Origin of the sequence: Leeuwenhoekiella palythoae (assembly GCF_900130045.1) — a bacterium.
In the GTDB taxonomy this organism is placed as follows: Bacteria; Bacteroidota; Bacteroidia; order Flavobacteriales; family Flavobacteriaceae; genus Leeuwenhoekiella; species Leeuwenhoekiella palythoae.
On the sequence record NZ_FQXT01000004.1, the window covers coordinates 370,550 to 397,320 of the forward strand.

A 26,771-nucleotide genomic window follows, 5' to 3' on the forward strand; every position below is an offset into this window, starting at 1 on the left:
TCTGTTTTTTAAAATTTCACGTTAAGTCCTACAGAAAATGTTCTTGCCGGCGGTACCGAGTAAAAAGCTTGGCCTACACCACCTGCATCGCTTCGAGCTTCAGGATCGTAACCTTCATAATCTGTGATGGTCAATAAATTAACGCCAGTAACATAAACGCGTATTTTGGTAAATCCGTAACGTTCTATCACTTCATCCGGGATGGTATATCCTAAGGTAGCATTACGTAATCTGATGAAATCATTTTCATCTAAATAGCGGGTAGATTGTGCAGTTCCGTTTCCGCCAAATAAACGTGCTTGCGGAACATCTGTTATATCACCCGGTTGCTGCCATCTGTCTGTATATTGGTCCAGCGTTTGGTTGTCAAAATAATCTGCACTGGCTGATTGAAAACGGCCACCACCGTTATAAATAGCCGAACCAAATTCTCCTTGAAATGTAAATGATAAATCTACATTCATAAAGTTGATGGTGTTGGTGATACCTCCATACCATTCAGGAAACGGATTCCCCACAACCACACGATTTGCCTCGTTAGGGTTGTTGGTAGTTTCTCGGTTTAAACTTCCGTCTTCGTTTGTGCTGTTGATGTAGTACAAGCCATCTCCATTGTCGGGATCTACACCTGCGTACTCATACATATAAAATGCATTTACGGGTTCTCCTACACGCTGAATGTTTTGACCGCTTACAATATCATTGTTGTTATTAGGTAATGAAAGGATCTCGTTTTTGTTGTATGCAGCATTAAAACTTGTGCTCCACTGAAAACCTTCGGTCTGAATGATATCTGCATTCAATACAAATTCAAAACCTTTATTTTCAAGTTCACCAATATTGCTGCTGATGCTTGAAGCTCCAGAACTAGGGATCAGAGGAACGTTGAATAATAGCCCGTCAGTATTTTTGTGATAGTAATCTACCTCTCCTGAGATTCTTCCATTTAAGAAGCCGAATTCAATACCGAAGTCAGTTTGAGTGGTGGTTTCCCAAGTTAAATCTGGATTACCCGGTTGGCTTAATGAAATACCGGGACGCTGGTTATACGAAATCGCACCAAATAAATATCTAGAAGGGAAATTACCAATATCTGCGTTACCGGTTTTACCCCAGCTACCGCGTAGTTTTAAGTAAGATAAGGTTTGTGAGTCTTGCAAAAAGCTTTCTTCTGAAATCACCCATCCTGCAGAAAAAGCAGGGAATACTCCGTAGCGCTCGTTTGCGCCAAATCTAGAGGAGCCATCGCGTCTAATACTAGCCTTCAATAGGTATTTATTAGCGTAGTCATAAGTAGCTCGCGCAAATAAAGAAAAGAACGCGTTTGCCGAGCGGTTACCGCTACCAGCAACAATATCTGCCCCGCCGTCTACGGTTTGAAAATCATCAGATGGAAACTGGTTTGCAGTAACACTCTCGTATCTTCGGGTTGTTTCATTAAGTTCTGTACCGGCAACAAGCCCTAACGTATGTAAATCTCCCAATTGCTTATCATAGCTTAAAAATCCTGATACAATGTAGTTTTCAGCATTTACACTGCTCGCAAATACTTCGCCGTTGGTTGATTGAAATGGTGCATTTCTACCGGTAAAGTTATCTTCGGTCTGGTAATAAAGATCGTAAGCAAAGTTTCCGTTAATCTTTAAGCCGTCTAAAATCTCGTAATCACCAAAAGTACGCCCATTTACTCTGCGTATGATGGTGTTGTAAAATGCATTTTCTTCTTGAAGTAAGAAGTTAGGGTAAATCGTGTTTGCATTAGGAGTGCCATCTTCATTGTACGCCGGGGAAATATGCGGTTGTGCAATGGCCTGAAGCGGTGTCACAAAAGCATTGTCATTGGCGATACGATCAATATCTGAACGTGAATAGCTCAAGTTCATACCTATGTTAAAACGATCGCTAAACTTATGAGTGATATTGGTACGACCATTAAAACGTCTTAATTCGTTTCCACGAATAATACCTCTGGTTTCATTTAAAGATCCTGAGAAGAAATACGAAGTTTTCGCATTTCCGCCGCTCATTGAGAAATCGGCATCAGATACATAACCATTTTGAAAAGCAAGATCTTGCCAATCTGTATCAACAGCACCATTTCTCCAATCAGTGCCCGCAGCTAGAAAGTCAAAAGTACCTTCAATATATTCAATAGCAGAAGCTTCATCAGCAAAAGAAGTTCCTACTGCATTGATAGCAGCCTCTGTAAATAACTCAATATATTGTGCTGAGCTTAACCAATCTCTCGTGTTTGTAGGCTCGCTTAATCCGTGGCTTAAATTCACCGAAAATTCAGCTTTACCTTCTTTACCGGTTTTAGTGGTGATGATTACAACACCGTTTGCTCCTCGTGAACCATAAATCGCAGCAGAAGAAGCATCCTTTAAAATTTCGATAGACTCAATTTCATTAGGGCTAATCGATAATAAGGGGTTGGTAGGAGCGCCATTGTTGGACTCGTTTGCATTGTATAGCGGTATCCCGTCTAATACATAAAGAGGTTGTGTTCCGGCTGAAATACTGGTAGCACCTCTAACGCGTATATTTAAACCACCTTCAACTTTACCGTTAGTTTGAGTGATTTGTACACCGGCAGCTTTACCTACTAAAGCACTCTGGAAGTTAGAAACCGGAACTTCATCAATGTCTTCAGCACTAAGCTTAACAATGTTGTCTGTTAAAGTACGCTTGCTCTGAGTACCATATCCTACCACAAGTACTTCGTCTAGTTCATCTGTGCTAGCTGCCATCGTAACATTGTAGGTTGAGGTAGCCGTGATGATCACTTGTTGATTTTGAAAGCCTAAATAGGAAAAAACAAGGGTTTCACCTTCTGCAGCACTAATGGAATAATTTCCATCAAAATCGGTTTGTGTTCCGGTCGTGGTGCCTTGAATGGTGATGTTTACGCCAGGTAAGGGTAAGCCCTGATCGTCGGTTACGGTACCTGAAACTGTTTTGGACTGAGCAAAAGAAAAGTAGCAGGTAAGCATCATTAAGATGCTAAAAGAAAATAGTAATTTTCTATTCTTCATATTAAAGGGTTTAAGATTATAATTTCGCGTACCAAGCCTAAAAATGAAGTGAAAACTTTTAGGGGAGGAGTGAAATTGTCATTATGCGATGCTAAAATATTGTAATAAGCCCCTTAAAAACGTTAAATTAGGTTAATTTAACACAGAATGCGTCAGTTTGAAATATTGTGAGAATTTGGAAATTTGCGAAAGTCTGAATTTTTATAATGGTTTGAAACCTTAAAATGAAAATTTGGTAAAAATAGATGGTTGTTATTTACTTTATAGCAAGTAGATTTTGCCGAAAACGTTAACTGTTAAAATAGCAATGTTTTTTGTGGTAAATTATGCTTCAATGGGTGTAAGGAACTATTCCCCGTAATTTTGTAGTCGGATGTTCTCTGTCTCTTCAGCAGTTTTAAAAACGTCCCAGTTTTTGCCCTGTGTGCGGCGTGCGCCTAAAATATTGGCAAATTGACCCGCCTTGATGGGGTCGTCATATTTTGCAAAACCATAGGCTAAGCCACCGGCAAAACTATCTCCACAGCCTGTAGTATCTACAACTTTGTCAACTTTAACCGAAGCGATCCAGTCTTTTTTGAGTTGGTTGTCCTGCAGAGAATAAAGAATGCATCCTCTGGAATCCATAGTGACGTAGAAATACGACACACCTTTTTTCAAAACGTGTTTGGCAAGATCGTCGAGATGTTCTGTTGCGTTCTCGTCATAGATTGAAGGGATCTCGTGCTCATACTCATTGGCAAAAGACATGCACTGCGATTCTTCTAAATTCATTTTTAGAACATCAATATAGGGCAGCCATTCGTCACGATCTACCCAAAATTTGCGATGCCGATGCCCTTTGACATCCATTGCGGTGGTTGCTCCGTGCGCATCAAACACGATCGTTGCATCGCTGTGTTTTTTTATATGTTTTAAGGTGCTGAGGCTGATTTCAAAATCAGTGATTGGCACAAAAACGAAAACCGCCGCATCCAGATGTTTTTTAATATGTTTCGGGCGTATGGGATTCATACACGCCAATTGTTTTTCTTCCCGATTATTTTGGTCTTTAAAATCAAGAAGAATCACGGTGCCGCTGTCTTCTTTGGTATTGATTCCGCTGAGATCAATATTTTTAAAAGGAGCAAATTCCGCGGTGATTCCTGCTTCGTCTTTTTTATGCATATTACTTACAGGCACAACGACACCTTCAGCATCTAACAGTTTAGCCAACGCAATTACAGGGTGTGTAACACAACCGTAGCGCATAATTATATCGTTTTCGTAAGTCGAAATCGTATCTCTGGGAATAGGTCCGGCGACAACTATTTTTAGCGGATTTGCCATAAGCTTTTAATCTTGTAGTGCGAATACTTTTTTAAGCAGCGTAGTGGTGCGGGCAGAAAAATCAGTTCTTATTTCTTTTTCTTCTACAGCGATCATCGTATAAACCCCTTTTAAAGCTTCTTGTGTGACATAATCGGTAAGGTCAGGATTTACGTCATTCGTTAAGGGTAATGCATTATATTTAGTGATGAGATTACTCCAGATTTGATCTGCACCTACTTTTCTGAAAGATGATTTGATCACAGGATTAAACTTATCATACAGTTGCGTGCTAGTTTTGTTTTGTAAATATGTGGTCGCCGAATCATCAGCTCCTAGAAGTATTGTTTTTGCATCGGCAAAAGTGATGCCCTTTACCGCGTCAACAAAAATGGGGGTCGCTTCACTCACGGCATCTTCAGCGGCGCGATTAAGAACTTTTAAACCTTCATCGGCAAGACTGCTAAGACCCACATTTCTCAAGGTTTGATCCACTTTTTGCAATTCTTCCGGGAGTAGGATCTTTACTAAGCTATTTCCGTAGAAACCGTCTTTTTGGGTGAGCTTGGTCACTTGTTTTTCAATACCAAAATCTAAAGCCTGACGCAAACCACTGGCGATGGTGGCATTGTCAATACCCGTTTGATTGGGTAGATTATCAACTACAGATTGTAATTCGGCACAACTGCTCAATATTAATATCGAAAGTAGAGCAACTAGTTTTTTCATAGTGTTAAGTTAGGCTATTCTTGAAGATTTAAAAAATGTGCTTTAGGAGAAAATCACTGTTTTATTACCAAATACTAGTACTTTATGTTCCACATGCGCTTTGATGGCTCGAGCTAAAACAATCTTTTCTAGGTCCCTTCCTTTCAGAATAAAATCCTGAACAGAATGCACGTGAGACACACGTACGATCTCTTGCTCGATAATAGGCCCTTCATCAAGATCTGCCGTCACGTAATGGCTCGTCGCACCTATGATCTTTACCCCGCGTTCAAAAGCAGCATGATAAGGTTTAGCGCCAATAAACGCCGGTAAAAACGAATGATGAATATTGATGATCTTGTTTTTAAACTGCGCGACAAATTCATCAGAAATGATTTGCATATACCGCGCAAGTACGATCAAATCTATTTGGTGCTCTTTAATCGCTGCGATTTGTTCTGCTTCAGCTGCTGCCTTTGTTGCTTTGGTCACCGCAATATGTTTAAACGGAATTTCAAAACGCTTGGCTACGATTTCAAGATCAGGATGGTTACTGATAATCAGCGGGATTTCCACGGGTAATTCACCCGAAGCATAGCGCCCGAGTAGATCGTATAAACAATGATCGTATTTAGACACAAAAAGCGCTAAGCGTGGTTTGTAATACGCATCAAAAAGTTGATAGGTCAATTGATAATCATCTACAAATTGCGCAATAAACTGCATTTCAAAATCGGCAATGCTAAATTCTTCTTGATCAAATTCACTTTCAACACGCATAAAGAAAATGCCTTCTTGGCGATCAACGTGCTGGTCGAGATAAACGATATTTCCTTGACGTTCAAGAATAAACTGCGTGATGGTAGTCACGATACCTTTGCGATCCGGACAATTGATTAAAAGTGTAATTTTCTGCATAATTTGAAAACTTGGTTAGTTGATTTTCAACGTACAACTTGTAGATTAACGCAACGCTAAGCTAGAAAATAAACCTTCAAATTATAATATTAATAACACAAAATAATTATCAATTAATTAGTAATTATTTAAATTAGTGGTCTTGAAAAAGCAAAAAATTACGAATGAATCAAATTCAGCCTTATATCCCTAAACATAAAGTACGTATTGTAACCGCAGCTTCTCTTTTTGATGGGCACGATGCTGCAATAAATATTATGCGACGCATTATTCAAGCAACGGGGGTTGAGGTGATACACCTTGGTCACGACCGAAGTGTAGAAGAGGTTGTGAATACTGCAATTCAAGAGGATGTTCAGGCGATAGCGATGACTTCGTATCAAGGCGGTCATACCGAATATTTTAAATATATGTATGATTTGCTTCAGGAAAAAGGAGCAGGGCATATCAAGATTTTTGGCGGTGGAGGCGGAGTAATTCTTCCGGAAGAAATTGAAGAATTAATGGATTACGGGATTACGCGTATTTATGCGCCAGACGATGGGCGTGAGATGGGATTGCAAGGAATGATCAACGATCTTGTTGAAAAAGCAGATTTTGCTCCATCCGCTGAAGCTTTGCCGCAAACTGAAAAAATTCAAAACGCGCTTCAGGAAAAGAACGTGAATGTTTTAGCCCGACTCATCTCCATGGCTGAAAATAATCACGACGTATTTCTAGAGAAATTCAAAGAGGCTGAAGCGATTTCTAGTGTTCCGGTATTGGGAATTACAGGAACCGGCGGTGCGGGAAAATCTTCGCTGGTAGACGAACTCGTAAGAAGATTTTTAAATGATTTTCCTGATAAAAATCTTGGGATTATTTCGGTAGATCCTTCAAAACGTAAAACTGGCGGAGCGCTTTTAGGCGATCGTATTCGTATGAACGCGATCAATTCGCCACGTGTATATATGCGCTCGCTGGCGACTCGACAAAGTAATTTGGCACTTTCTAAACACGTGCAAGAAGCCGTTGATGTGTTGAAAGCAGCTCAATATGATCTCATCATTCTAGAAACCAGCGGAATCGGCCAGAGCGATACCGAAATTCTTGAGCACAGCGATGTGTCTTTGTATGTGATGACTCCGGAATTTGGTGCGGCCACCCAGCTTGAAAAAATCGATATGCTTGATTTTGCTGATTTGGTTTCCATAAATAAGTTCGACAAACGCGGGGCTCAGGACGCATTGCGTGATGTGAAAAAGCAATATATGCGCAACCATCAGTTGTGGGAGGTTGATCAAAAAGACTTGCCGGTTTATGGAACTATCGCTTCGCAGTTTAATGCTCCCGGAATGAATAAATTGTATTCTGAAATCATCAAAACACTTAATGCCAAAACCGAAGCGAATTTTGAAAGTACCTTCAGCGCTACCGATGAGTTGTCTGAGAAGATCTTTGTGATTCCGCCGGCGCGCACCCGATATCTTTCTGAGATCGCTGAAAATAATCGCGGTTATGATGATACCGCAGCTACTCAGGCTGAAGTTGCACAAAAACTCTACGGGATTTTTAAAACCTTAGATACGGTAACCGGCGAGTTGCCTGAACTTGACAAAACCGGACTAATCCTAGACGACGCTGCAGAAGATCAGGATTTAGCAAAACTCCTTCTAACTGAATTTGATAAAGTGAAAATGAACCTGGATCCCTATAATTGGGAAGTGATCTTAGGTTGGCAAGATAAAGTGAATCGCTATAAAGATCCTGTATACACGTTTAAAGTTCGTGATAAGGAAATCAAGATAGAAACGCATTCAGAATCTTTGTCGCACAGTCAGATTCCTAAAGTGGCGTTGCCAAAATATCAAGCCTGGGGTGATATTTTAAAATGGGTGTTGCAAGAAAATGTGCCGGGAGAATTTCCGTATACGGCAGGATTGTATCCGTTTAAACGAACGGGAGAAGATCCTACCCGAATGTTTGCGGGAGAAGGCGGCCCGGAACGTACCAACCGTCGTTTTCATTACGTAAGTATGGGCTTGCCTGCAAAGCGGCTTTCTACCGCTTTTGACAGTGTCACGCTTTATGGAAACGACCCTGATCATCGCCCAGATATTTATGGAAAGATCGGAAATGCGGGTGTTTCTATCTGCTGTCTTGATGACGCAAAAAAACTGTATTCAGGTTTTGACTTGGCAAACCCGATGACTTCGGTAAGTATGACCATTAACGGCCCGGCACCAATGTTACTTGGCTTTTTTATGAATGCAGCCGTTGATCAGGCGTGTGAAAAATACATTACAGAGAACAATTTAGAAGACGAAGTCGAGCAAACCATTCAGTCGATTTATAAGGAAAATAGATTAGACCGACCGGTTTACAATGGCGAACTTCCCGAAGGAAATAATGGCTTGGGCTTGATGTTACTTGGCGTTACCGGAGATCAGGTTTTACCGGCGGATGTCTATTCAAAAATTAAAGAGGAAACGATTAAGCAAGTGCGTGGTACCGTTCAGGCCGATATTCTGAAGGAAGACCAAGCGCAAAACACCTGTATTTTTTCGACTGAATTTGCACTGCGTCTTATGGGTGACGTGCAGGAGTATTTTATTGAGAATCAGGTGCGCAATTTTTATTCGGTTTCTATTTCAGGATATCATATTGCTGAAGCAGGCGCCAATCCTATTACACAACTCGCGTTTACCTTAGCAAATGGGTTTACCTACGTGGAGTACTATCTCAGCCGCGGCATGGATATCAATAAATTTGGTCCCAACCTGTCGTTTTTCTTCAGTAATGGTATAGATCCCGAATATGCGGTGATCGGTCGTGTGGCACGTAGAATTTGGTCTAAAGCACTTAAGCATAAATACGGTGCCAATCCTCGAGCTCAAATGCTGAAGTATCACATACAAACTTCAGGAAGATCTTTACACGCGCAGGAAATTGATTTTAATGACATACGTACGACGCTTCAGGCGCTGTATGCGATTTACGATAATTGCAATTCACTGCATACTAACGCCTACGACGAAGCGATCACCACGCCAACTGAAGAAAGCGTGCGTAGAGCGATGGCGATTCAGTTAATAATTAATAAAGAATTAGGTTTAGCTAAAAACGAAAATCCTATTCAGGGGGCATTTATTATTGAAGAACTTACAGATTTAGTAGAGGAAGCTGTCTTGACTGAATTTGACCGACTGACTGAACGTGGCGGCGTGCTAGGCGCTATGGAAACCATGTACCAACGCAGTAAAATACAGGAAGAAAGCTTGTATTATGAGACACTGAAACACAATGGAGATTTCCCGATTATTGGTGTGAATACGTTTTTGAGTAGTAAAGGTTCGCCAACTGTAAAACCTGCCGAAGTCATCAGAGCAACCGAAGCAGAGAAGCAAGCACAGATCAATACGTTGACAAAGCTTCATAAAGCCTACGAAGATCAAGCGGAAAATGCCTTGCGCAAAGTACAAGAGGCGGCGATCAAAAACGACAATATTTTTGAGCAACTTATGGAAGCGACAAAAATCTGTTCGCTCGGTCAAATTACCGAAGCACTTTTTGAAGTTGGAGGGCAGTACAGACGAAATATGTAAGACCGAATCAAACATTATGACAAAAAAATGCCCTTTTTTCAAAGGGTATTTTTTTTGGCACCGCCAAAAGGTTAAATACACCGGGCTTGCCTCGGGTTTGATAATTCGTTTCTATCCAAAATTAAAGGAATTACCGAGGTAGCTTACTGTTTTCAATCTTCAAAATCAAGATCATCAGGATCAAAGGGTAAATCGTCGTCGGGATCAGGATCGTTATAATTGATTCCCGGCGGATTAAACAGTCCCCAGCGGTCTATCATATAATTCCACGGGTCAAAAGTCTTTACCCATTCTGCAAATAAAATCCTGAAGTCTTCAATCTCATTGCGAAGTAAGTTGAGGTATTCGGTTTCTTTAAAACCGAACATTTCCAGGCCGGTCATATGTGTGGCGAGATCGCGTGCGCATTTGCGAATGATGGTGGCCTTTTCCATCTTAATGTCATAAAGGTCACAATGATAAGCTCCAGCAATCTTTGAAGGAATGATTGATGCATCTTCACGTATGAACAAGGCTTGACTGCGCAAAATCTCTTGTTCATTTTTGTCTTTTGAGTCAATCTCATAAGACGCTGCAATCTCTGCAATACGATTAGCCAACTTTAAAATTTCGGTTGCTTTTTTAAAGAGTTCGCTGTCTTGATAATCATTTTGCGAATTAAAATCGTCTTCTGATGGCATGTGTTTTCTAGCTTTAAATCTGTGCCTTAATATAGGGGTGAAAGGATTGATTTAAAAATACAAAACATTCTTTTCAAAGAAACAGATGAGACTATAAGGTCATCATCCATTTATGCTGAAGCTTTCTAAATTTGCGTATTTCGCGGCGTAAAATGCGTACAAAGTCTTTTCCGTTGCTTTCTGCACGCTCCAGCCGTTCACAAGTGCGATATAAACTAGAAGTCAGTCGTTCTATAGAAGCAGCTTGCTTTAGCCGGTCGTCTTGAAAAGCCATATTTTCAGCTTTTAAAATTTCAGGAGCCAGTGAGTCTGATTGACGTACAATATCTCCTGTAAAATACACATAGGGATCTTCGCTGCCATCTTTTTTAAGATGTGCAAGATCATAAACCAAATAGTTAGAAACCGAGCGCGAAAGTCTCAGAATTTCAATAGCTTGGTTATAAAGATGTGTATTTCTTGGTATATACGTCATTGCTTTAATAGTCGTTCAAATTTAACGGTATTCTACAACTTATATATTTTGTATTTAAAGTGTAAGTTTGTATTTACTTTAATTTTTAAAGAAATACTTCTAATTTATTTAAAAATGAATATAGATTCCGTAAACTGGAAAATCCTTCAACTATTACAGCGTAATGCACGTATGAGCGTGAGCGCTATAGGCCGTGAAATTGGTATCACTTCGCCTGCCGTTGCAGAACGCATTCGTAAGATGGAAGACGCCGGGATACTCATTGGTTATAAGGCTGAAATCTCACATATAGAATCAGGTCATCAGCTTAAAGCGATCATCACGCTGCGTGCATTTATGGGAAGGTTAAAGCCTTTTTTAGAAAAGGTACACGATTTTAGTGAAGTGCTCAATTGCTATCGCATCACGGGTAATGAAAATATTTTTATGGAAGTGGTGCTTTTTGATCAATTCCATCTGGAAGAATTTATTGATAAATTGATTACCTACGGGGAAACCAAAACACACATAGTTCTTTCTACAGTGATCGAAAATGCACCCATAAGAACCCGCAAAGAAGACCGAAAGAAAAAATCAGAATAGCGTACTCAAATACCACAAACTGAAAAGAATAAGCAAAACGATCGCAAACCAACTGAAATAATTGAGCAGTTTGCTAGGGCGGTGTTCTTTAGGTACTGCGCTGCTGTTCATCACCAGCACATTACTTATCGCAAAAAATGGAGCAGTCAAAAAAGAAAGTATGGTCGCAATTTGCACCAATGTTCCCATCTCGTTGGTTAAAAAGAACAGAATACCTACCGTGCCTAGAATGAGAATCACGATCCAGATAAAATAACTGTGCTTTATCTTTTTATCAGTGATTAGGTCTAAGGTTTTTGCCATAGATCGGGGAGAAGCGTCCAGCGTTGTTAGCGTAGTGCTAAACATCGTAGTCAATGCTGCTATACCGATAAGATAAAATGCCCAATTACCTAAACTACCGGTGTACATATCTATCAATTGTTTGGCGAAAGCGACGCCGCTGGAACTAAAGCTACTTCCGCTATGAAACATAATAAAGGTCCCCAGCGCAACAAAACAAGTGCCTACGATTATAGTGCCTAAAAAGCCAATATTAAAATCAAAAACAGCGGATTTTGGAGTTATAGCTCCGCTTTTAGCTTTTTCCAAAGACCATAAGGAATGCCAAATAGAAATATCTAAAGGTGCCGGCATCCAACCCATGAAGGCAATCAGGAATGCAATTCCTACTGAATCTTTAGGGAGTATTTGAGTCAGGCTAACTGCTTCAGATGTTTGTGAGCCTGCCATAAATGCCGCAGCTAGTGTGCTGATCGTAAGTGTGATCACAATGACTTTCATTAAACGATCTAAGAGATTGTAGCGCCCAATAAGGAGTATCACGGCGCAGATTGCGGTAATGATCAAAGACCAGATTGTGATATCCCAGTTCACATCAAAGATATAGGTAGCAATACCTGCGGTTACGATGGTTACCGCGGTTTGAATTGTAAAAATGGTAAGCAGATTAATACAGAAGTATAGTATTAAAACAGCTTTACCCAGACGTTTGTAACCGTCAAGCAAACTCTGACCGGTAGCGGCCGCATAGCGTGGACCAAATTGAAAAAACGGATATTTAATCACGTGAATTAGCACTAATGCCCAGACCAGGCCAAAGCCATAATCAGCTCCCGCACGGGTAGATTGTACGAGGTGTGATACGCCAATGGCAGCACCGGCAAACAAAAGGCCGGGACCCAACTGTCTAAAAAAGTGCTTCATGAGTACTTAATGCTCTTTTTCGATCAAGTCTGAAAGAAGGCGGCGAGCTCGCAATAATTTGACCTTCACATTGCTCATAGGCTCATTTAAGGTTTGCGCCATTTCTTTGTAACTCATCTCTTGAAAGTAGCGCAAATTTATCATTTCTTGATAATGCGGTTTAAGTTTTTTAATGTGCCCCTTCAGTTCAGAAAGACTTTGTTCTGTGATGAGCGCATCTTCGGCAGTAGGATTGTCGTCAGCTACTTTATTTACTTTTTCATCTTTACTGAAATGCCGCTGCCTGCTGTTTTCTTTCCGAAGCAAATCAATATGAAGATTTTTAGAGATCGTAATAAGCCACGTACTGAATTTATACGTACTGTCGTAAGACTCCAGTTGGTTAAACGCTTTGGCAAAAGTTTGAATGGTGATTTCTTCCGCCTTAAAATCATCCTGCGTTCGCTCTAGCTGAAAACGGTAAACCATATTCCAATAAGTGTTCAGCAGGTAATTAAAAGCGCTCTGACTGCCACTCTTAGCCTGTGTGATTTTATGATTTACGATGTCTTGATTTACTTCCAACGGCGGGGTTTTACCAGAGAGTTTGATATAAAGATAAGCATTTGCAGACTCACTAAAAACGGTTCTAACAAGAGGATAAAAGGGATTAAATCGCGCTCCTGAAGTTTTTTAGCGGTGGTTGCATATATGCCCCAAACATACAACTCCCGCACAACAAATAAACACAAGATTATATAAAAATGTGCAGTGGCAGTGAGTGCGGCTCCTAAAAAGAATAAAAAGAATAGCACTTGAGAGCAGTAAAAAAGCGCGAGCTGTACTTGATGTTTTGCTTGATATAAGTGCGCTATGCCAACGTGTCTTCTCTTCTGAATAAACCAACTTTTCCAAGTGGTTTTGGGTTGTGAGATCGTAAAAGCTTTCGGATTTATGCAGAGTGCTACATTGGTAGGCGTCGCATTTTGATTAACAAAAAGGTCGTCATCTCCCGGTTTGACGTGCTTATGGGCTTCAAAGCCGCCGCTCGTAGTAAAAAGAGTTTTAGTATACGCTAGATTTCTACCAACGCCCATATAGGTATTCTTGTGCAGGGCGTATGCAAAATATTGCAAAGCAGTCAACAAGGTTTCAAATCTGATCAATTTGTTTAAAAAAGAATTCTTCAATTTGAGATAGGCACCATAACCCAAAACAATTTCAGCATTAGGCATAAAAGCTGAGTGCATTGATCTCAACCAGTGTTTTGAAGCCGGAATGCAATCTGCGTCTGTAAATACGAGACGGTCATATTGCGCCAAAGAAACAGCTGCTGTGATTCCTGCTTTTTTACCGGTTTGCTCTGTTAGATTAAGGAATTTAAAATTATGGTGTTTTTGATCAAATTCACGCAGAAGTTCTAAACTTTCATCAGTAGAATGGTCGTTTACTACCAGAATTTCAAAAACAGAAAAGTCCTGCTCCAGTAACTTTGGGATAAGCATTCTTAGGTTGTTGATCTCGTTCTGAGCACAAACAATTACAGAAATACCTTCTTCTTCAGGATTCGTTTGAATGGACCGCTGTGGTCTAAAAGGGAAAATTGAAAAATATGCGAAGTAACTTATGTTGACAATGCCAATGGCTACAAACGCATAAAAGAAAAGTGGGCTTAGCGCAACCAAGCCGGTGAAGATTAAGATGCTTTACTGGTAGAGCAGTCGCCTATTTCGTCTGGCATTTTACCACACATCCCGCAGGCTTCACCACTTTTATTTAAATATGGGTTCTGACTTGCGCAGGTTCCGGCAAATTTACCATCTTTTTTCGCCCAGATTTTAATAGCAATTCCGGCAAATGCAAGTCCTAATAAAAGTAATGTGATTAATAGCAGTTTCATAACTCAAAATATATGATGCAAAGATACAAAATGAAGCTTTGAGCCCCAAGTTATAGCTTTGTCGTAAAGCGTTAATATTTCTAACATATCCCCGGTTTATTTAACTAAAGATTAGTAGCGCAGCCGTTTAAGTGCTTGATATTCTGTTTAATTTGGCTTCTACATTAACCATAAATAAAATGATTATGAAATTCAATAAGTTAATTATAGCTCTTGCAGTAAGCACCGGTGTTTTAGTTTCTTGTAATGACGGAAAAAAGAATGAAGAAGAAATAAGACTAGAGGAGCAGGAGATGCAAACCGCTGAAGCTGATAAAGCCGCGAAGGAAGCAGAAGAAGCAGAAATGAAAGCACAACAGATGAAGGAAGAAGCGCGTGCAAACAGTATTGCTTCAAAAGCGATGGCGGCAGAAGAATTAGATACCTTAGTTCTTGCTTTGAAGGCAGCAGGTTTATCTGAAATGTTGATGGCAGAAGGAGAGTATACCGTTTTTGCTCCTACAGATTACGCTTTTTCTCAATTGAAAAAAGGTACGCTTGAAGATTTGACCAAAGCTGAAAACAAAGAACAGCTAGTAAGTGTGCTGCAATACCACGTAATCTCAGGAATTATGAGATCTGAAGACCTTGGTAAAGCGATAGATGCCGGCAACGGAAAGGCTAAAATTCAAACAGTAAAGGGTGAGGAACTCACCATAATGCGCGATGGAGATCAAATTGTGATCAGAGACGGAAAAGGTAAAAAAGCCCAAATCGTCCTAGGAAATATCGAAGCATCAAATGGTGTGGTACACGAAGTAAATAAAGTATTGATGTCTAAGTAAGTTGATACACTCATAAAAATAAAAACCCCGCTTTTCAGTGGGGTTTTTATTTTTTACTCAATAATATTGACTTCGGGCTGAATCTCAATTCCAAATTGCTGATGGACTTCCTTCTGAATTCGCAGCGCCAAATCCCAGATTTCGTCGCCGCTGGCATTACCATAATTTACGAGAACCAAAGCTTGATTTTTATGAACGCCGGCATCGCCAAAACGCTTTCCTTTAAAACCGGCTTGCTCAATAAGCCAACCCGCAGGAATTTTGACTTCTGCTTCAGAAACAGGGTAAAAAGGCATTTCAGGATATTTCTGCTGTATGGTCTCAAAAATAGTTTTAGGTACTACCGGGTTTTTAAAGAAACTTCCGCTGTTACCCAATTTTTTAGGATCAGGAAGTTTTGATGACCTGATGGCAATAACGGCTTGAGCGATATCTTTTATCGAAGGATCACTGATTTCCTTTTCATTCAAAACCTGTTGAATTGCTCCGTAGCCGGTATGCAATTGGTGCTTGTTTTTATCCAATTGAAAAGTTACTGAAGTAATAACATATTGATCTTTCAACTCATTCTTAAAAACCGAATCTCTATACCCAAAACAACAGTCTTTAAGCGAGAAGGTCTTTTGTTCTAAAGTCGTTCTGTGAATCGCCGTGCAACTGTAAAAATGATCTTTAAGTTCAACCCCATAAGCACCAATGTTTTGAACTGGCGCTGTACCCACATTTCCGGGAATTAATGCCATATTCTCGACCCCGCCATAACCGTGGTTCACACAATACATCACAAACTCGTGCCAGTTTTCGCCGCAGGCAACTTCCAGCCAAATATTGTCAGCAGTTTCCTTAACCGTTTTAATTCCTTTGAGCGCAACGTGGATTACTAAAGCATTTACATCACTTTTCAACAGCATATTGCTTCCGCCGCCTAAAATAAATTTTTCAGGATAAGCTTCTAAGTGCAACGCTTCTTTGAGCATTGCAATATCAGTAACCGAAATAAACGCTTTCGCCTTTGCTGAAATGCCAAAGGTGTTATACGGCTTTAAAGATGCATTATGAGTAATTTGCATTTAGTCTTTATACTGGCTTAGAGCTTCTTTTAAAAGTTCTACAGCTTCAATCAAATCTTCTTTTTTAAGTACGTAAGCGATTCGCACCTGATTTAAGCCTTCGCCGGGAGTAGAATAAAAACCTGCTGCAGGCGCTACCATTACTGTTTTTTTGTTGACCTCAAAAGACTCTAAAAGCCACTGCGCAAAATCATCAGAATTTTTTACAGGAAGCTCGGCAATACAGTAAAATGCACCTTTAGGCTTAGCAACACGCACACCGGGAATGGCTTCTAATCCTGCAACTAGGGTATCTCTACGATCAACATATTCTGAAATTACTTCGTCAAAATAAGACTGCGGAGTGTCAAGAGCAGCTTCACTCGCAATTTGAGCAAGTGTAGGCGGACTCAAACGCGCCTGAGCGAACTTCATCGCTGTAGCCATAAGTTCTTTGTTGCGGCTTACGATGCATCCTATTCGCGCACCACACATAGAAAAACGCTTAGAAACCGAGTCGATCATAATCGTATGCTCGTCAATCTCACGCTGATTTAAAACAGAATTATGTTGCAATCCGTCATAAGCAAACTCGCGGTAAACTTCGTCTGCTATTAAAAACAGGTCGTGTTTTTTTACCAATTCAGAAAGTTGGTCGAGTTCGTCTTTACTATACAGGTAACCAGTAGGATTTCCCGGGTTACAAATGATGATCGCTTTAGTTTTAGCAGTGATCTGTTTTTCAAACTCAGCGATAGGAGGTAGTGCAAAACCGCTTTCAAATGATGAAATTACCGGTTTTACAGTCACTCCAGAAGCGGTAGCAAAACCGTTGTAGTTGGCGTAAAAAGGCTCAGGAATGATAACCTCGTCTCCAGGGTCTGTAATACTTCCCATTGCAAATAAGAGGGCTTCAGATCCTCCGGTGGTAATGATGATATCATTTGCATCCATCTCGATGCCTTGTTTACCGTAATAAGCAGCTAATTTTTGGCGATAGCTTAAAAATCCTGCCGAATGACTGTAGGACAACACCTCGATATTGGCCTCTTTTACTGCATTAAGTGCAGGTTGGGGCGTTTGAATATCAGGTTGGCCAATATTGAGTTGGTGAATTTGGACCCCTCTGGCTTCTGCTGCTTCAGCAAAGGGTACAAGTTTTCTTATAGGAGATTGTGGCATTAATTGCCCTTTTTGCGATAACTGCGGCATGTCATTTAATTTAGTCTGTAAAGTTGCAAATTAAAAACGAGAAAAAAATTTAAAGAATGAACTAGCATAAATCCGTATTAATTACTAAATTAACAGTAATTGTACGTTAATTATGCGTTATGTTTATTTAATACCGGTACTGTTTATTTATATGATAAATTTTGAGGGTTTTCCTCAGGGTGCATTTCTTTTGCCTGATGGTAAAAATCATATAAAAATAAAAGCTGATGTTGTAAATAATCTAATGATCATTCCTGTGCAGGTCAATGGTGTTGAATTGTCTTTTTTGCTCGATACTGGTGTGCGTTCTACAATTCTTTTTGATGCCGAAGCAGATTACCCATTAAAGCTGAATAATAAATCTACGGTCTGGCTACGCGGTTCTGGGGATGGTGAGCCTAGTAAGGCGATAAAATCAACTCAGAATATTATAAATATTGGAGCTTCGGCGGCGATCAATCAAACGGTTTATTACATTCCGGATAGCGCCCAAAATTTCTCGCCCCGACTTGGATTTCCCGTACACGGGATCATTGGGTATGCGCTTCTAAAAGACCTTTGTGTAGAGCTCAATTATCAGCGCGGCTTCATAAAACTATATGATCCTGAATATTTTCGCTCAAAGAAATTTCGATCCTTTACTGCGTTAAATTTCGAACTTAAAGAAGGAAAACCCTATCTAAATATTGGTCTGAATCAAAATGAAAAGGATTTCAGGGCAAAGCTTTTGCTCGATTCGGGTAGTGGCGACGCGTTGTGGTTGTTTCATAATACCCACGAAGATATTGCCGTTTCGGAGAATGCTTTTAAAGATCATTTGGGTTTGGGACTTAATGGGGAGGTAACAGGATATCGATCTAGAATAAACAGACTTTCCTTAGGCGATTATGAGTTAGATAAGGTGAATGTCGCTTATCCTGATGATCAATCCTTAACGTATTTAAATGGAATGAATTTTAGGAATGGAAGCATTGGTGCATCGGTGTTGCGAAGATTTACGGTATACCTTGACTATGGTAAGAAAAAGCTGTTTTTGCGAAAAAATCGCTACTTTGATGAGCCCTTTAGATACAACCGAAGCGGGCTGGTCGTAGAGCATACAGGTTTTGAGTTGGTGGCTGATATTGATTACGGAATAGCAAAATCGAGAACCATAACCACTGCAGATGGCAGTACCCGAAGTGTTTTTCTAGAAACAAATGTCGTGCAGTTTCCGCAATTGCGATTAAAACCCAATTTTGAGATTGCAGCAATTCGGGAGGATTCTCCGGGAGCTGATGCGGGATTGGTAGTAGGCGATAAGCTACTGAAGATTAATGGTCGCGATGTGCGTAAATTAGAGCTGAGCGATATTACTAAACACTTTTTTAAAGATGAGGGAGCAGTCTTACGTCTAAGAATTGAGCGTAATGGCGTTGAATTTAATAGGAGACTGAAATTAAAAAAGCTACTAGTAGATGAGTAAATTGCTTCAAGATTTTAAATCGATTGACTTCATAAGATGCCGATTTAAGAGGCACTAAATGGAAGCAAATTTTCAATTTAGAAGTATCTTGATAGTCATTGGGACAGTGTGTTAAACCTATCTACGAGCCAATAAAAAAAGCGACCATTAGGTCGCTTTTGCTTTAATATATTTTCCGGTTTTAATTGGTTGCCGGTAATAAGGTTCCCTTGATTTTTAAGGTATACGGTTCTGCCGAAGCATTAGTATATACCGTAATGGTTTTGCGTATTGGTCCGGGAGAGCGGTTGGTGTCATATTTTACTTTGATCACGCCGGTATCGCCGGGAGCAATAGGATCTTTAGGTGGGCTAGGTACTGTACAGCCGCAAGTAGAGTAGGCTTTAGAAATTACTAGCGGGGCATCACCGGTATTTGTAAATTTAAATTCACGGGTGCCATCACCTCCGTGTGCAACGTCACCATAATCGATTACGTCAGTTTCAAAAGTAATTGCAGCTTTCTTATCCTGAGCTTGCAGGCCTAAAGTCATTAGACCAACAGCAAGAATCAAAACAATTTTTTTCATAATTCTAAGTGTTAATGAGATATAAAAGTAAGCTTATTCTCAAGTATGTGCAAAAAGTAGCTGTTATTTAATTAAATCTTAAGCTATTTCTTACAATATAACTTTTCGAAAACCCTACGTTTTAATCCGTCGGATTTTTTCAGAATACTTACTATTATAAGTACTTTTGCACTCTTAAAGACAAAAATTAGACCAATAATGGCATTAGCTTCAAAATATAGCTCTAAAGATGTGGAGCAAAAGTGGTATGACTACTGGATGGAACATAACTATTTTCATTCAGAGCCTAATGAAAAAGAGCCTTATACGATTGTAATTCCGCCACCTAACGTAACCGGAATATTGCATATGGGGCATATGCTGAACAACACGATCCAAGATGTACTCATAAGACGCGCGCGTCTTAAAGGATTTAATGCGTGCTGGGTTCCGGGAACTGACCACGCCTCTATTGCTACTGAAGCTAAGGTGGTTGCTAAACTAAAAGCCGAAGGAGTCAATAAAAGCGAACTTACTCGCGAGGAGTTTTTAAAACACGCTTGGGAGTGGACCGATAAATACGGCGGAACCATCTTAGAACAGCTTAAAAAACTAGGTGCTTCGTGCGACTGGGAACGCTTACGTTTTACGATGGATGACACCATGTCAGCGAGCGTTATTCAATCTTTTGTTGATTTATATAACAAAGGCCTTATTTATCGCGGTCATCGTATGGTAAATTGGGATCCCGAAGCGCAAACCACACTTTCTGATGAAGAAGTGATTCACGAAGAGCGTCAAGGCTTTTTGTACTATTTAAATTATAAGTTGGCTGGCAGTGATGAAACGTTAACCATTGCCACTACACGACCAGAAACTATTTTTGGGGATACGGCGATCTGTATCAATCCTTATGACGAGCGATTTACCCATTTAAAGGGTAAGAAGGCCATTGTGCCTATCGCAAACAGAGAGGTGCCTATAATCGAAGATGAATATGTAGATCTTGAGTTTGGTACCGGATGTTTAAAAGTGACACCGGCGCATGATGAAAATGATAAAATGTTAGGCGACAAGCATCAACTTGAAGTGATCGACATTTTTAACGATGATGCTTCTTTAAATGAGCACGGTCTGCATTACAAAGGTAAAGATCGTTTTGTAGTGCGTGAAGAAATTGTTGCAGAGCTCAAAGCTGCTGGGGTTTTAGTAAAAACTGAAAAGCACACGAATAAAGTTGGTACTTCAGAGCGTACTAAGGCGGTGATAGAACCTAAACTTTCTGATCAGTGGTTTTTAAAGATGAAAGAACTTGCTGCGCCAGCTATAAAGGCTGTTTTAGATACAGATGAGGTAAACTTGTTTCCGAAGAAATTTGAGAATACGTATCGCCATTGGATGGAGAACATCAGAGACTGGAATATTTCTAGACAGCTTTGGTGGGGGCAGCAAATTCCCGCGTATTACTACGGTAATGGGCGTGAGGATTTTGTAGTTGCTAAATCTCGAGAAGAAGCTCTTGAAGCGGCTAAAGTAAAAACCGGAAATGCACAACTCACTGATGCAGATTTGCGTCAGGATGAGGATGCGTTAGATACTTGGTTTTCTTCCTGGTTATGGCCTATGAGTGTGTTTGATGGGGTTGCAAATCCTGATAATACAGATTTTAAATATTACTACCCTACAAATGATTTGGTGACCGGTCCTGATATTCTATTTTTCTGGGTGGCTCGAATGATTATGGCAGGTTATGAATATACCGGTGAAAAGCCATTTACCAATGTGTACTTAACCGGACTCGTGCGTGATGCTGAGCGTCGTAAGATGTCCAAATCTTTGGGGAATTCTCCCGATGCCATGAAGCTTATTGATGATTATGGTGCAGATGGTGTGCGTGTAGGGCTTTTATTGAGTGCTTCGGCAGGAAATGATCTTCTTTTTGATGAAGATTTGTGTCAGCAAGGAAAAGGCTTTATAAATAAAATCTGGAATGCCTTTAGATTGATCAAAGGTTGGGAGGTTGATGACACTATTCCGCAGCCGGAATCGAGCAAGAAAGGATTGGCTTGGTATAACGAGCGCTTTAAGCAGGCAACGGTTGAGATCGAGGATCACTTTAGTAAATACCGTATAAGTGATGCGTTGATGGCTACTTATAAGTTGGTTTGGGATGATTTCTGTAGTTGGTTGCTAGAAATCGTAAAACCTGAGTATGGTAAGCCTATCGATAAAGTCACTTTTGATGCGGTGATTGAAGCTTTAGAAAACAATCTTAGAATTTTACATCCATTTACTCCTTTTGCTTCGGAAGAGATCTGGCAGAATATCGCTGACCGTACTCCTGAAGAAGCTTTGATCATTAATGAATGGCCAAAGATTACTGAGCCTGATGAGGCGATTTTAGCAGATTTTGATTTGGCGGCTCAGACTATTACAGGAGTGCGCGCGATTCGTAAAGAAAAGAATATTTCGTTCAAAGATGAATTAGAGCTCTTTGTTTTGAATACCGAAGGTTTTTCAGATAGTTTCGATACAGTAATTACTAAGTTATGTAACCTATCTAAAATTGAAAGTACAGACGCTAGTGTAGACGGTGCACTTTCTTTCCGTGTAAAAGCAAATGAGTATTTTATTCCGCTAACCGGAGCCATTGATGTAGAAGCTGAATTAGCTAAGATCAATGAAGAATTGAAATACACCAAAGGCTTTTTAAAGTCAGTTTCCGGGAAACTTTCTAACGAGCGTTTTGTAAACAATGCTCCAGAAAAAGTTGTAGCTATAGAGCGCCAAAAACAGGCTGATGCTGAAGCAAAGATCGAAGCACTTCAAAAGCGCTTGGCGGCGTTAAGTTAATTCTGAAATAAAATAGAAATTTTAAACTAAGGAATATGTTGAGCGACCAGCTTAATGTATTCCTTTTTTGCTTCTGTGGCAGAAAGACCTTTAATCTGTATGAGTGCGTTGTATTTAAATGCGCTTCGTAGGTCGTTTTCTTTTATATTTTCAAGAGGAATAAGTTTGCTTTTGTGATTGCCTTGTTTGTAGTAGGCATAAAGCAAAAGTTGAATGTCTTGTGGTAAGGCAACGGTTGTGGCACTTGCCTTCTCGTATGCCGCCTGAAATGCTTTATCTAACTCTTCTTTTGTCAAACCAAATTACTTAAGGGTTGCTATCACGCTTTGTGCTCCTTTTACTTTTTGGTTAAGCGTAACAGCAATTGGAGTATCTAACGGCAAAAATACGTCAACTCGAGAACCAAATTTGATAAAACCGCTATCTTCTCCCTGAAAAACTTCATCGCCCTCTTTAGCGTAGTTCACAATACGTTTTGCGAGAGCGCCGGCAATCTGGCGATAAAGCACATCACCAAAGCTTGTAGAACGAACAACCACAGTAGTGCGCTCGTTTTCTTCAGAGGCTTTAGGGTGCCAGGCAACCAGGTATTTTCCGGGATGGTATTTACTGTAAACTACTTTTCCGCCTGCGGGATAACGCGTAACGTGCACATTGAGCGGCGACATAAAAATGGAAACTTGCAGACGTTTTTCGTTGAAATACTCTTTTTCAAACACTTCTTCGATAACCACTACTTTTCCGTCAACGGGAGAAACGATCTCTTCTATATTTCCGGCAGCCTTACGGCTAGGATTTCTAAAAAACTGAAGGATCAGAATTAGAAAAATCACAAGCGCGGCATAGCATACGTATTGAAGCCAAACAGGACTTACCCAGGTTTGAGTTGAAACAAAGCCAATGGCTACCACCAGAAGCGTCACGATAATTATGGTATATCCTTCTTTATGAAACATATTCAAATACTATTAAAACCAAATAAATAAAAGGGCTGGCGAATAGTATGCTGTCAAGACGATCATACAAGCCTCCGTGGCCCGGCATTAGCGTTCCGCTGTCTTTAACCCCGGCTTCGCGTTTAAGCTTAGACTCGATCAAGTCGCCAAAGGTTCCTAAAGTGCTCATTACAACGGCGAGCGATAGCCAAATATTGAAGTTGAGGCTATGCGTAAATTTATGAATAAAATAGCTGGCGATACAAGCAAAAACGAGTCCGCCAAAAAATCCTTCTATGGTCTTTTTGGGCGAAATACTAGGAAAGAGTTTATGCCTCCCAAAACTTTTACCTACAATATATGCGAACGTGTCATTAGTCCAAATGAGTACAAAAAGTCCGGCAACGGTGTAAGGAGAAAAATCATCACCGTGGGTTGGGAGTAAGGTCAGGAACACAAAACTTGCGATGATATAAAAAACGGTAATGTGTAGCTTTTGAAGCTTATTATACTTTCTGATTTTTTCGCTGAAAAGATTTTTCATCAAATACAATCCGGTGCCTACTGTCAAGCCTAGCAATACTAAAGTAGCGGGTTTTGACAGCTTATAATAGCTAAAGAATAAAATAAAACCTATTAAAATGAGGTAAGTATACCAGAACTGAAATCCTATAAGTCTTAAGAATTCACGAAGGGTGATGATCCCGAATAATAAGAACAGGAGTATGTACCATTTTTCGGAATAAAAAATAGAAAAGAGTAGGATAATAACATATAAAAAGCCCGAGAGTGCTCTTACGCTAAGTTCACGCATACTACAAATCTTCTAGTAGTAACAAGTAAAGATTTTTTGCGCTACTTCCGTACGACATAAAATCTTTAGTACCTTCTTTAGGTTCAAAATTCTTGATGGTGGTGATGTTGGTAGGGATTTGCCCGGTATTTTTCTTTTTAATACCTCTTAGGCCTTCACCAATATTATTTACAATTTGGCTTGTTGTCGCAAAAATGACAAAATTTTGCGGTAATTCTTTTAACTTTTTCTCTTTGATCTGATTAGAAGAAACGAGTAAACTACCGTCATCAGCAATCAGATTTTCACAAGTAGATAGAAAAAAGCTAGACTCTTTGTTGTGGCCAAACTCTAGATTGTAACCGTCAAAAAGCTTTTGCAATTTATCATCCATACAATAGGCTTCTTGCTCATACCAGTCGTTTTCCAGTAAAATATTGTCAAAGCTCTCGTGAACCTCATCCATATCAATACAATACAAGAATTTACCACCATTAAGTATAAAATGTTTGGTAAAACGTTCATCTGCTGGCGCAGTAATGTCTGGCATATATTTGCCGCGTTCTGGACCTTTGTTGCTGGGGCTCTCAGAACTAGATGAACTTTTCTGTTTAAAAAGCTTATTAAAAATACTCATAAATGAGTGTGTATTCGTCTAAATTTAGGATTCTATCAAATATAAAAAATCTTAACTCAACAGCGTGTCAAGTTAAGATTTTATATTGTTTTGAGAACTAGTGTTTTCTAGCTTTCACTAACCGGAGTGTCTTTCACTTCGGCCTCTTGTGTTTTCTCAAAAGGACGTTTTCCGAAGATTTTTTCAAGGTTGTCTTTGAAAATCACTTCTTTGTCTAAAAGCACTTCAGCGAGCTCGTGCAACTTATCTTTATTGTCTTCAAGAATTTTGATCGCACGTTGATATTGCTCTTCAATTATCTTTGAAATTTCCTTATCAATAAGTTCTGCAGTTTTCTCACTATACGGCTTATTGAAATTATATTCATTCTGACCTGAAGAATCGTAATACGTTAAGTTCCCGATTTTATCATTCAGTCCGTATGTGGTTACCATCATACGTGCCTGCTTGGTCACTTTTTCTAAGTCACTCAAAGCTCCGGTTGAAATTTTATCAAAGGTCACTTTTTCAGCAGCACGACCACCCATTGCGGCGCACATTTCGTCTAGCATCTGCTCAGGGCGCACGATCAAGCGCTCTTCAGGTAAATACCAAGCAGCTCCAAGGGAACGTCCACGCGGAACGATCGTAACTTTTACTAAAGGAGCAGCGTGTTCAAGCATCCAGCTTACAGTTGCGTGACCGGCCTCATGAAAGGCAATAGCGCGTTTTTCTTCTGGAGTGATGATTTTATTTTTCTTCTCTAGACCTCCTACGATACGATCTACCGCATCTAAGAAATCTTGACGACCTACTGCAGCTTTGCCTTGACGTGCAGCGATAAGCGCCGCCTCGTTACATACATTGGCAATATCAGCACCAGAGAATCCCGGTGTTTGCTTTGCCATAAATTCTGTGTCAAGTTCGTCTGCAACTTTCTTTAAAGGACGCAAATGCACTTCAAAAATTTCCTTACGCTCACGAACATCAGGCAGGTCCACATAAATCTGTCTGTCAAAGCGACCGGCACGCATTAATGCAGTATCAAGTACATCAGCACGGTTCGTTGCGGCAAGTACAATTACATTAGTATTGGTGCCAAAACCATCCATCTCCGTAAGAAGTTGGTTTAACGTGTTCTCGCGCTCGTCGTTAGAGCCACTGAAATTAGCTTTTCCTCTTGCGCGACCAATCGCATCAATCTCGTCAATAAAAATAATCGCAGGTGATTTTTCTTTTGCTTGTTTGAATAGATCACGTACGCGTGATGCACCTACACCAACAAACATCTCCACAAAGTCAGAACCTGAAAGCGAGAAGAAAGGCACTTTAGCTTCGCCTGCTACAGCTTTCGCTAATAAGGTTTTACCGGTTCCCGGAGGTCCTACTAAAAGTGCTCCTTTTGGGATTTTACCACCAAGGTTAGTATACTTATCCGGACTTTTTAAGAAATCTACAATTTCTTGAACTTCTTCTTTTGCACCTTCTAAACCGGCAACATCTTTAAAGGATGTTTTAACATCAGTCTTTTCGTCAAAAAGTTTTGCTTTAGATTTTCCTATGTTGAAAATCTGTCCGCCAGCACCACCAGCACCACCAGATGACATTCTACGCATAATGAAAATCCAAATACCGATAATTATAACAATAGGAAGCAACATTGTGAAAAGCTGTCCAGCCCAATCATTATCGGTTGGTAAATACTTAATTTGAAAATCTTTTTCTACTTTAAGTTCTTTTAAAGTTTTTTCAAAGTTCTCTAAAGTTCCATAACGATATTCATAGTCAGCTCCTCCCGTACTGTTAAGAAAGTTCATTCCATCGTTAGCAGGTTTAGTATGCTTGTCTTTATTTTTTGCATCATCAGTGAGATAAATGTACGCAACTTTCTTACCCGGAGTGGTGCTAATGTCAATTCGTTTAACATCACCATCTGTAATGAAATTTGTTAATTGATCTTGCAAAATCTCTTTAGGACTTCCATAGTCAGAGCTATTGCTGAAGTAATTAATTGCGAAAAAAACAAGAATGATTGCTGTGTATATCCACCAAGCACTGAATTTTGGCTTATTTGGGGTGGGCTTTTTAGATTTTTCTGCCAT

Annotated in this window: 23 protein-coding genes; 5 read left to right on the plus strand and 18 right to left on the minus strand. The window is 40.0% G+C overall.

The features are described 5' to 3' along the window. Nucleotides 1-8 precede the first annotated feature (8 nt). The 4 genes from BUA96_RS12020 to purU form a co-directional block, all read right to left on the minus strand. Nucleotides 9-3,035, minus strand: a complete 3,027-nt coding sequence (locus BUA96_RS12020; protein ID WP_072983400.1) for a SusC/RagA family TonB-linked outer membrane protein — start codon at nt 3,033-3,035, stop codon at nt 9-11. Between the two features lie 348 nt (nt 3,036-3,383). Further along, nucleotides 3,384-4,364 (minus strand): carbohydrate kinase family protein, encoded by a 981-nt coding sequence (locus BUA96_RS12025; RefSeq protein WP_072983402.1) that lies wholly within the window; start codon nt 4,362-4,364, stop codon nt 3,384-3,386. Nucleotides 4,365-4,370: 6 nt separating this feature from the next. Next, complete coding sequence (locus tag BUA96_RS12030; protein WP_072983404.1) at nt 4,371-5,072, minus strand: DUF4197 domain-containing protein; 702 nt, start codon at nt 5,070-5,072, stop codon at nt 4,371-4,373. 42 nt (nt 5,073-5,114) lie between these two features. After that, complete coding sequence (gene purU, locus BUA96_RS12035) at nt 5,115-5,969, minus strand: formyltetrahydrofolate deformylase (protein ID WP_072983406.1); 855 nt, start codon at nt 5,967-5,969, stop codon at nt 5,115-5,117. Nucleotides 5,970-6,133: 164 nt separating this feature from the next. Here purU and BUA96_RS12040 point away from each other — a divergent pair, with 164 nt between their 5' ends. Next, a complete protein-coding gene (locus BUA96_RS12040; RefSeq protein ID WP_072983408.1) occupies nt 6,134-9,553 on the plus strand; it encodes a methylmalonyl-CoA mutase family protein in 3,420 nt (1,139 codons plus the stop codon). Between the two features lie 152 nt (nt 9,554-9,705). Here BUA96_RS12040 and BUA96_RS12045 read toward each other — a convergent pair whose 3' ends face one another. Together BUA96_RS12045 and BUA96_RS12050 are read right to left on the minus strand one after the other, a co-directional pair. Beyond that, a complete protein-coding gene (locus BUA96_RS12045; protein WP_009781428.1) occupies nt 9,706-10,233 on the minus strand; it encodes a hypothetical protein in 528 nt (175 codons plus the stop codon). 91 nt (nt 10,234-10,324) lie between these two features. After that, nucleotides 10,325-10,708 (minus strand): hypothetical protein, encoded by a 384-nt coding sequence (locus BUA96_RS12050; protein WP_072983410.1) that lies wholly within the window; start codon nt 10,706-10,708, stop codon nt 10,325-10,327. A 114-nt stretch (nt 10,709-10,822) separates the two neighbouring features. Here BUA96_RS12050 and BUA96_RS12055 point away from each other — a divergent pair, with 114 nt between their 5' ends. Next, the gene (locus BUA96_RS12055) at nt 10,823-11,290 is read left to right on the plus strand and encodes an Lrp/AsnC family transcriptional regulator (RefSeq protein WP_072983412.1); all 468 of its coding nucleotides are present in this window, start codon (nt 10,823-10,825) and stop codon (nt 11,288-11,290) included. Here the strand turns inward: BUA96_RS12055 and BUA96_RS12060 are convergent. The 4 genes from BUA96_RS12060 to BUA96_RS12075 are packed head-to-tail and all read right to left on the minus strand — an operon-like array spanning nt 11,282 to nt 14,375. Beyond that, nucleotides 11,282-12,496: an Nramp family divalent metal transporter gene (locus BUA96_RS12060; RefSeq protein WP_072983414.1), complete on the minus strand. Its 1,215-nt coding sequence runs from the start codon at nt 12,494-12,496 to the stop codon at nt 11,282-11,284. The genes BUA96_RS12055 and BUA96_RS12060 overlap by 9 nt on opposite strands. 6 nt (nt 12,497-12,502) lie before the next feature. Beyond that, nucleotides 12,503-13,060 carry an RNA polymerase sigma factor gene (locus tag BUA96_RS12065; protein ID WP_072983416.1) on the minus strand — a complete coding sequence of 186 codons (558 nt, stop codon included), beginning with the start codon at nt 13,058-13,060 and terminating at the stop codon, nt 12,503-12,505. Next, entirely contained in the window at nt 13,051-14,160 is a 1,110-nt protein-coding gene (locus BUA96_RS12070) for a glycosyltransferase (protein ID WP_072983418.1), read from the minus strand. The genes BUA96_RS12065 and BUA96_RS12070 overlap by 10 nt, the downstream gene beginning before the upstream one ends. A gap of 11 nt (nt 14,161-14,171) precedes the next feature. Continuing rightward, complete coding sequence (locus BUA96_RS12075) at nt 14,172-14,375, minus strand: membrane or secreted protein (protein ID WP_072983420.1); 204 nt, start codon at nt 14,373-14,375, stop codon at nt 14,172-14,174. A gap of 185 nt (nt 14,376-14,560) precedes the next feature. Here BUA96_RS12075 and BUA96_RS12080 point away from each other — a divergent pair, with 185 nt between their 5' ends. Then, the gene (locus BUA96_RS12080) at nt 14,561-15,199 is read left to right on the plus strand and encodes a fasciclin domain-containing protein (protein ID WP_072983866.1); all 639 of its coding nucleotides are present in this window, start codon (nt 14,561-14,563) and stop codon (nt 15,197-15,199) included. Nucleotides 15,200-15,252: 53 nt separating this feature from the next. Here BUA96_RS12080 and murB read toward each other — a convergent pair whose 3' ends face one another. Together murB and BUA96_RS12090 are read right to left on the minus strand one after the other, a co-directional pair. Then, nucleotides 15,253-16,269 carry a UDP-N-acetylmuramate dehydrogenase gene (gene murB, locus BUA96_RS12085; RefSeq protein WP_072983422.1) on the minus strand — a complete coding sequence of 339 codons (1,017 nt, stop codon included), beginning with the start codon at nt 16,267-16,269 and terminating at the stop codon, nt 15,253-15,255. Further along, nucleotides 16,270-17,460 (minus strand): pyridoxal phosphate-dependent aminotransferase, encoded by a 1,191-nt coding sequence (locus tag BUA96_RS12090; RefSeq protein WP_072983424.1) that lies wholly within the window; start codon nt 17,458-17,460, stop codon nt 16,270-16,272. It lies immediately after the preceding gene. Between the two features lie 151 nt (nt 17,461-17,611). Here BUA96_RS12090 and BUA96_RS12095 point away from each other — a divergent pair, with 151 nt between their 5' ends. Next, nucleotides 17,612-18,925, plus strand: coding sequence for an aspartyl protease family protein (locus BUA96_RS12095; protein WP_072983868.1), 1,314 nt, complete (start codon nt 17,612-17,614; stop codon nt 18,923-18,925). Between the two features lie 181 nt (nt 18,926-19,106). Here the strand turns inward: BUA96_RS12095 and BUA96_RS12100 are convergent, their stop codons facing one another. Next, nucleotides 19,107-19,493 carry a DUF1573 domain-containing protein gene (locus BUA96_RS12100; protein WP_072983427.1) on the minus strand — a complete coding sequence of 129 codons (387 nt, stop codon included), beginning with the start codon at nt 19,491-19,493 and terminating at the stop codon, nt 19,107-19,109. 198 nt (nt 19,494-19,691) lie between these two features. On the opposite strand from BUA96_RS12100, the gene BUA96_RS12105 reads away from it, so the two are divergent. After that, nucleotides 19,692-22,325 (plus strand): valine--tRNA ligase, encoded by a 2,634-nt coding sequence (locus tag BUA96_RS12105; RefSeq protein ID WP_072983430.1) that lies wholly within the window; start codon nt 19,692-19,694, stop codon nt 22,323-22,325. A gap of 26 nt (nt 22,326-22,351) precedes the next feature. Here the strand turns inward: BUA96_RS12105 and BUA96_RS12110 are convergent, their stop codons facing one another. The 5 genes from BUA96_RS12110 to ftsH all read right to left on the minus strand — a co-directional run bounded on the left by BUA96_RS12110 (nt 22,352) and on the right by ftsH (nt 26,771). Next, entirely contained in the window at nt 22,352-22,621 is a 270-nt protein-coding gene (locus tag BUA96_RS12110; protein WP_072983432.1) for an acyl-CoA-binding protein, read from the minus strand. A gap of 6 nt (nt 22,622-22,627) precedes the next feature. Next, on the minus strand, nt 22,628-23,281 hold the full coding sequence (locus BUA96_RS12115; RefSeq protein ID WP_072983434.1) for a phosphatidylserine decarboxylase family protein: 654 nt from the start codon (nt 23,279-23,281) through the stop codon (nt 22,628-22,630). Next, complete coding sequence (locus BUA96_RS12120) at nt 23,271-24,074, minus strand: phosphatidate cytidylyltransferase (RefSeq protein ID WP_072983436.1); 804 nt, start codon at nt 24,072-24,074, stop codon at nt 23,271-23,273. The genes BUA96_RS12115 and BUA96_RS12120 overlap by 11 nt, the downstream gene beginning before the upstream one ends. Nucleotide 24,075: 1 nt before the next feature. Further along, nucleotides 24,076-24,690, minus strand: a complete 615-nt coding sequence (locus tag BUA96_RS12125) for an LUD domain-containing protein (RefSeq protein ID WP_072983438.1) — start codon at nt 24,688-24,690, stop codon at nt 24,076-24,078. A gap of 107 nt (nt 24,691-24,797) precedes the next feature. Next, on the minus strand, nt 24,798-26,771 hold the full coding sequence (gene ftsH / locus BUA96_RS12130) for an ATP-dependent zinc metalloprotease FtsH (RefSeq protein WP_072983440.1): 1,974 nt from the start codon (nt 26,769-26,771) through the stop codon (nt 24,798-24,800).

What these genes read in the sequence shown, in the direction of transcription:
- BUA96_RS12020 (WP_072983400.1), bottom strand. Translation starts at nt 3,035, where the DNA reads ATGAAGAATAGAAAATTACTATTTTCTTTTAGCATCTTAATGATGCTT.
- BUA96_RS12025 (WP_072983402.1), bottom strand. Translation starts at nt 4,364, where the DNA reads ATGGCAAATCCGCTAAAAATAGTTGTCGCCGGACCTATTCCCAGAGAT.
- BUA96_RS12030 (WP_072983404.1), bottom strand. Translation starts at nt 5,072, where the DNA reads ATGAAAAAACTAGTTGCTCTACTTTCGATATTAATATTGAGCAGTTGT.
- purU (WP_072983406.1), bottom strand. Translation starts at nt 5,969, where the DNA reads ATGCAGAAAATTACACTTTTAATCAATTGTCCGGATCGCAAAGGTATC.
- BUA96_RS12040 (WP_072983408.1), top strand. Translation starts at nt 6,134, where the DNA reads ATGAATCAAATTCAGCCTTATATCCCTAAACATAAAGTACGTATTGTA.
- BUA96_RS12045 (WP_009781428.1), bottom strand. Translation starts at nt 10,233, where the DNA reads ATGCCATCAGAAGACGATTTTAATTCGCAAAATGATTATCAAGACAGC.
- BUA96_RS12050 (WP_072983410.1), bottom strand. Translation starts at nt 10,708, where the DNA reads ATGACGTATATACCAAGAAATACACATCTTTATAACCAAGCTATTGAA.
- BUA96_RS12055 (WP_072983412.1), top strand. Translation starts at nt 10,823, where the DNA reads ATGAATATAGATTCCGTAAACTGGAAAATCCTTCAACTATTACAGCGT.
- BUA96_RS12060 (WP_072983414.1), bottom strand. Translation starts at nt 12,496, where the DNA reads ATGAAGCACTTTTTTAGACAGTTGGGTCCCGGCCTTTTGTTTGCCGGT.
- BUA96_RS12075 (WP_072983420.1), bottom strand. Translation starts at nt 14,375, where the DNA reads ATGAAACTGCTATTAATCACATTACTTTTATTAGGACTTGCATTTGCC.
- BUA96_RS12080 (WP_072983866.1), top strand. Translation starts at nt 14,561, where the DNA reads ATGAAATTCAATAAGTTAATTATAGCTCTTGCAGTAAGCACCGGTGTT.
- murB (WP_072983422.1), bottom strand. Translation starts at nt 16,269, where the DNA reads ATGCAAATTACTCATAATGCATCTTTAAAGCCGTATAACACCTTTGGC.
- BUA96_RS12090 (WP_072983424.1), bottom strand. Translation starts at nt 17,460, where the DNA reads ATGCCGCAGTTATCGCAAAAAGGGCAATTAATGCCACAATCTCCTATA.
- BUA96_RS12095 (WP_072983868.1), top strand. Translation starts at nt 17,612, where the DNA reads ATGATAAATTTTGAGGGTTTTCCTCAGGGTGCATTTCTTTTGCCTGAT.
- BUA96_RS12100 (WP_072983427.1), bottom strand. Translation starts at nt 19,493, where the DNA reads ATGAAAAAAATTGTTTTGATTCTTGCTGTTGGTCTAATGACTTTAGGC.
- BUA96_RS12105 (WP_072983430.1), top strand. Translation starts at nt 19,692, where the DNA reads ATGGCATTAGCTTCAAAATATAGCTCTAAAGATGTGGAGCAAAAGTGG.
- BUA96_RS12115 (WP_072983434.1), bottom strand. Translation starts at nt 23,281, where the DNA reads ATGTTTCATAAAGAAGGATATACCATAATTATCGTGACGCTTCTGGTG.
- BUA96_RS12120 (WP_072983436.1), bottom strand. Translation starts at nt 24,074, where the DNA reads ATGCGTGAACTTAGCGTAAGAGCACTCTCGGGCTTTTTATATGTTATT.
- BUA96_RS12125 (WP_072983438.1), bottom strand. Translation starts at nt 24,690, where the DNA reads ATGAGTATTTTTAATAAGCTTTTTAAACAGAAAAGTTCATCTAGTTCT.
- ftsH (WP_072983440.1), bottom strand. Translation starts at nt 26,771, where the DNA reads ATGGCAGAAAAATCTAAAAAGCCCACCCCAAATAAGCCAAAATTCAGT.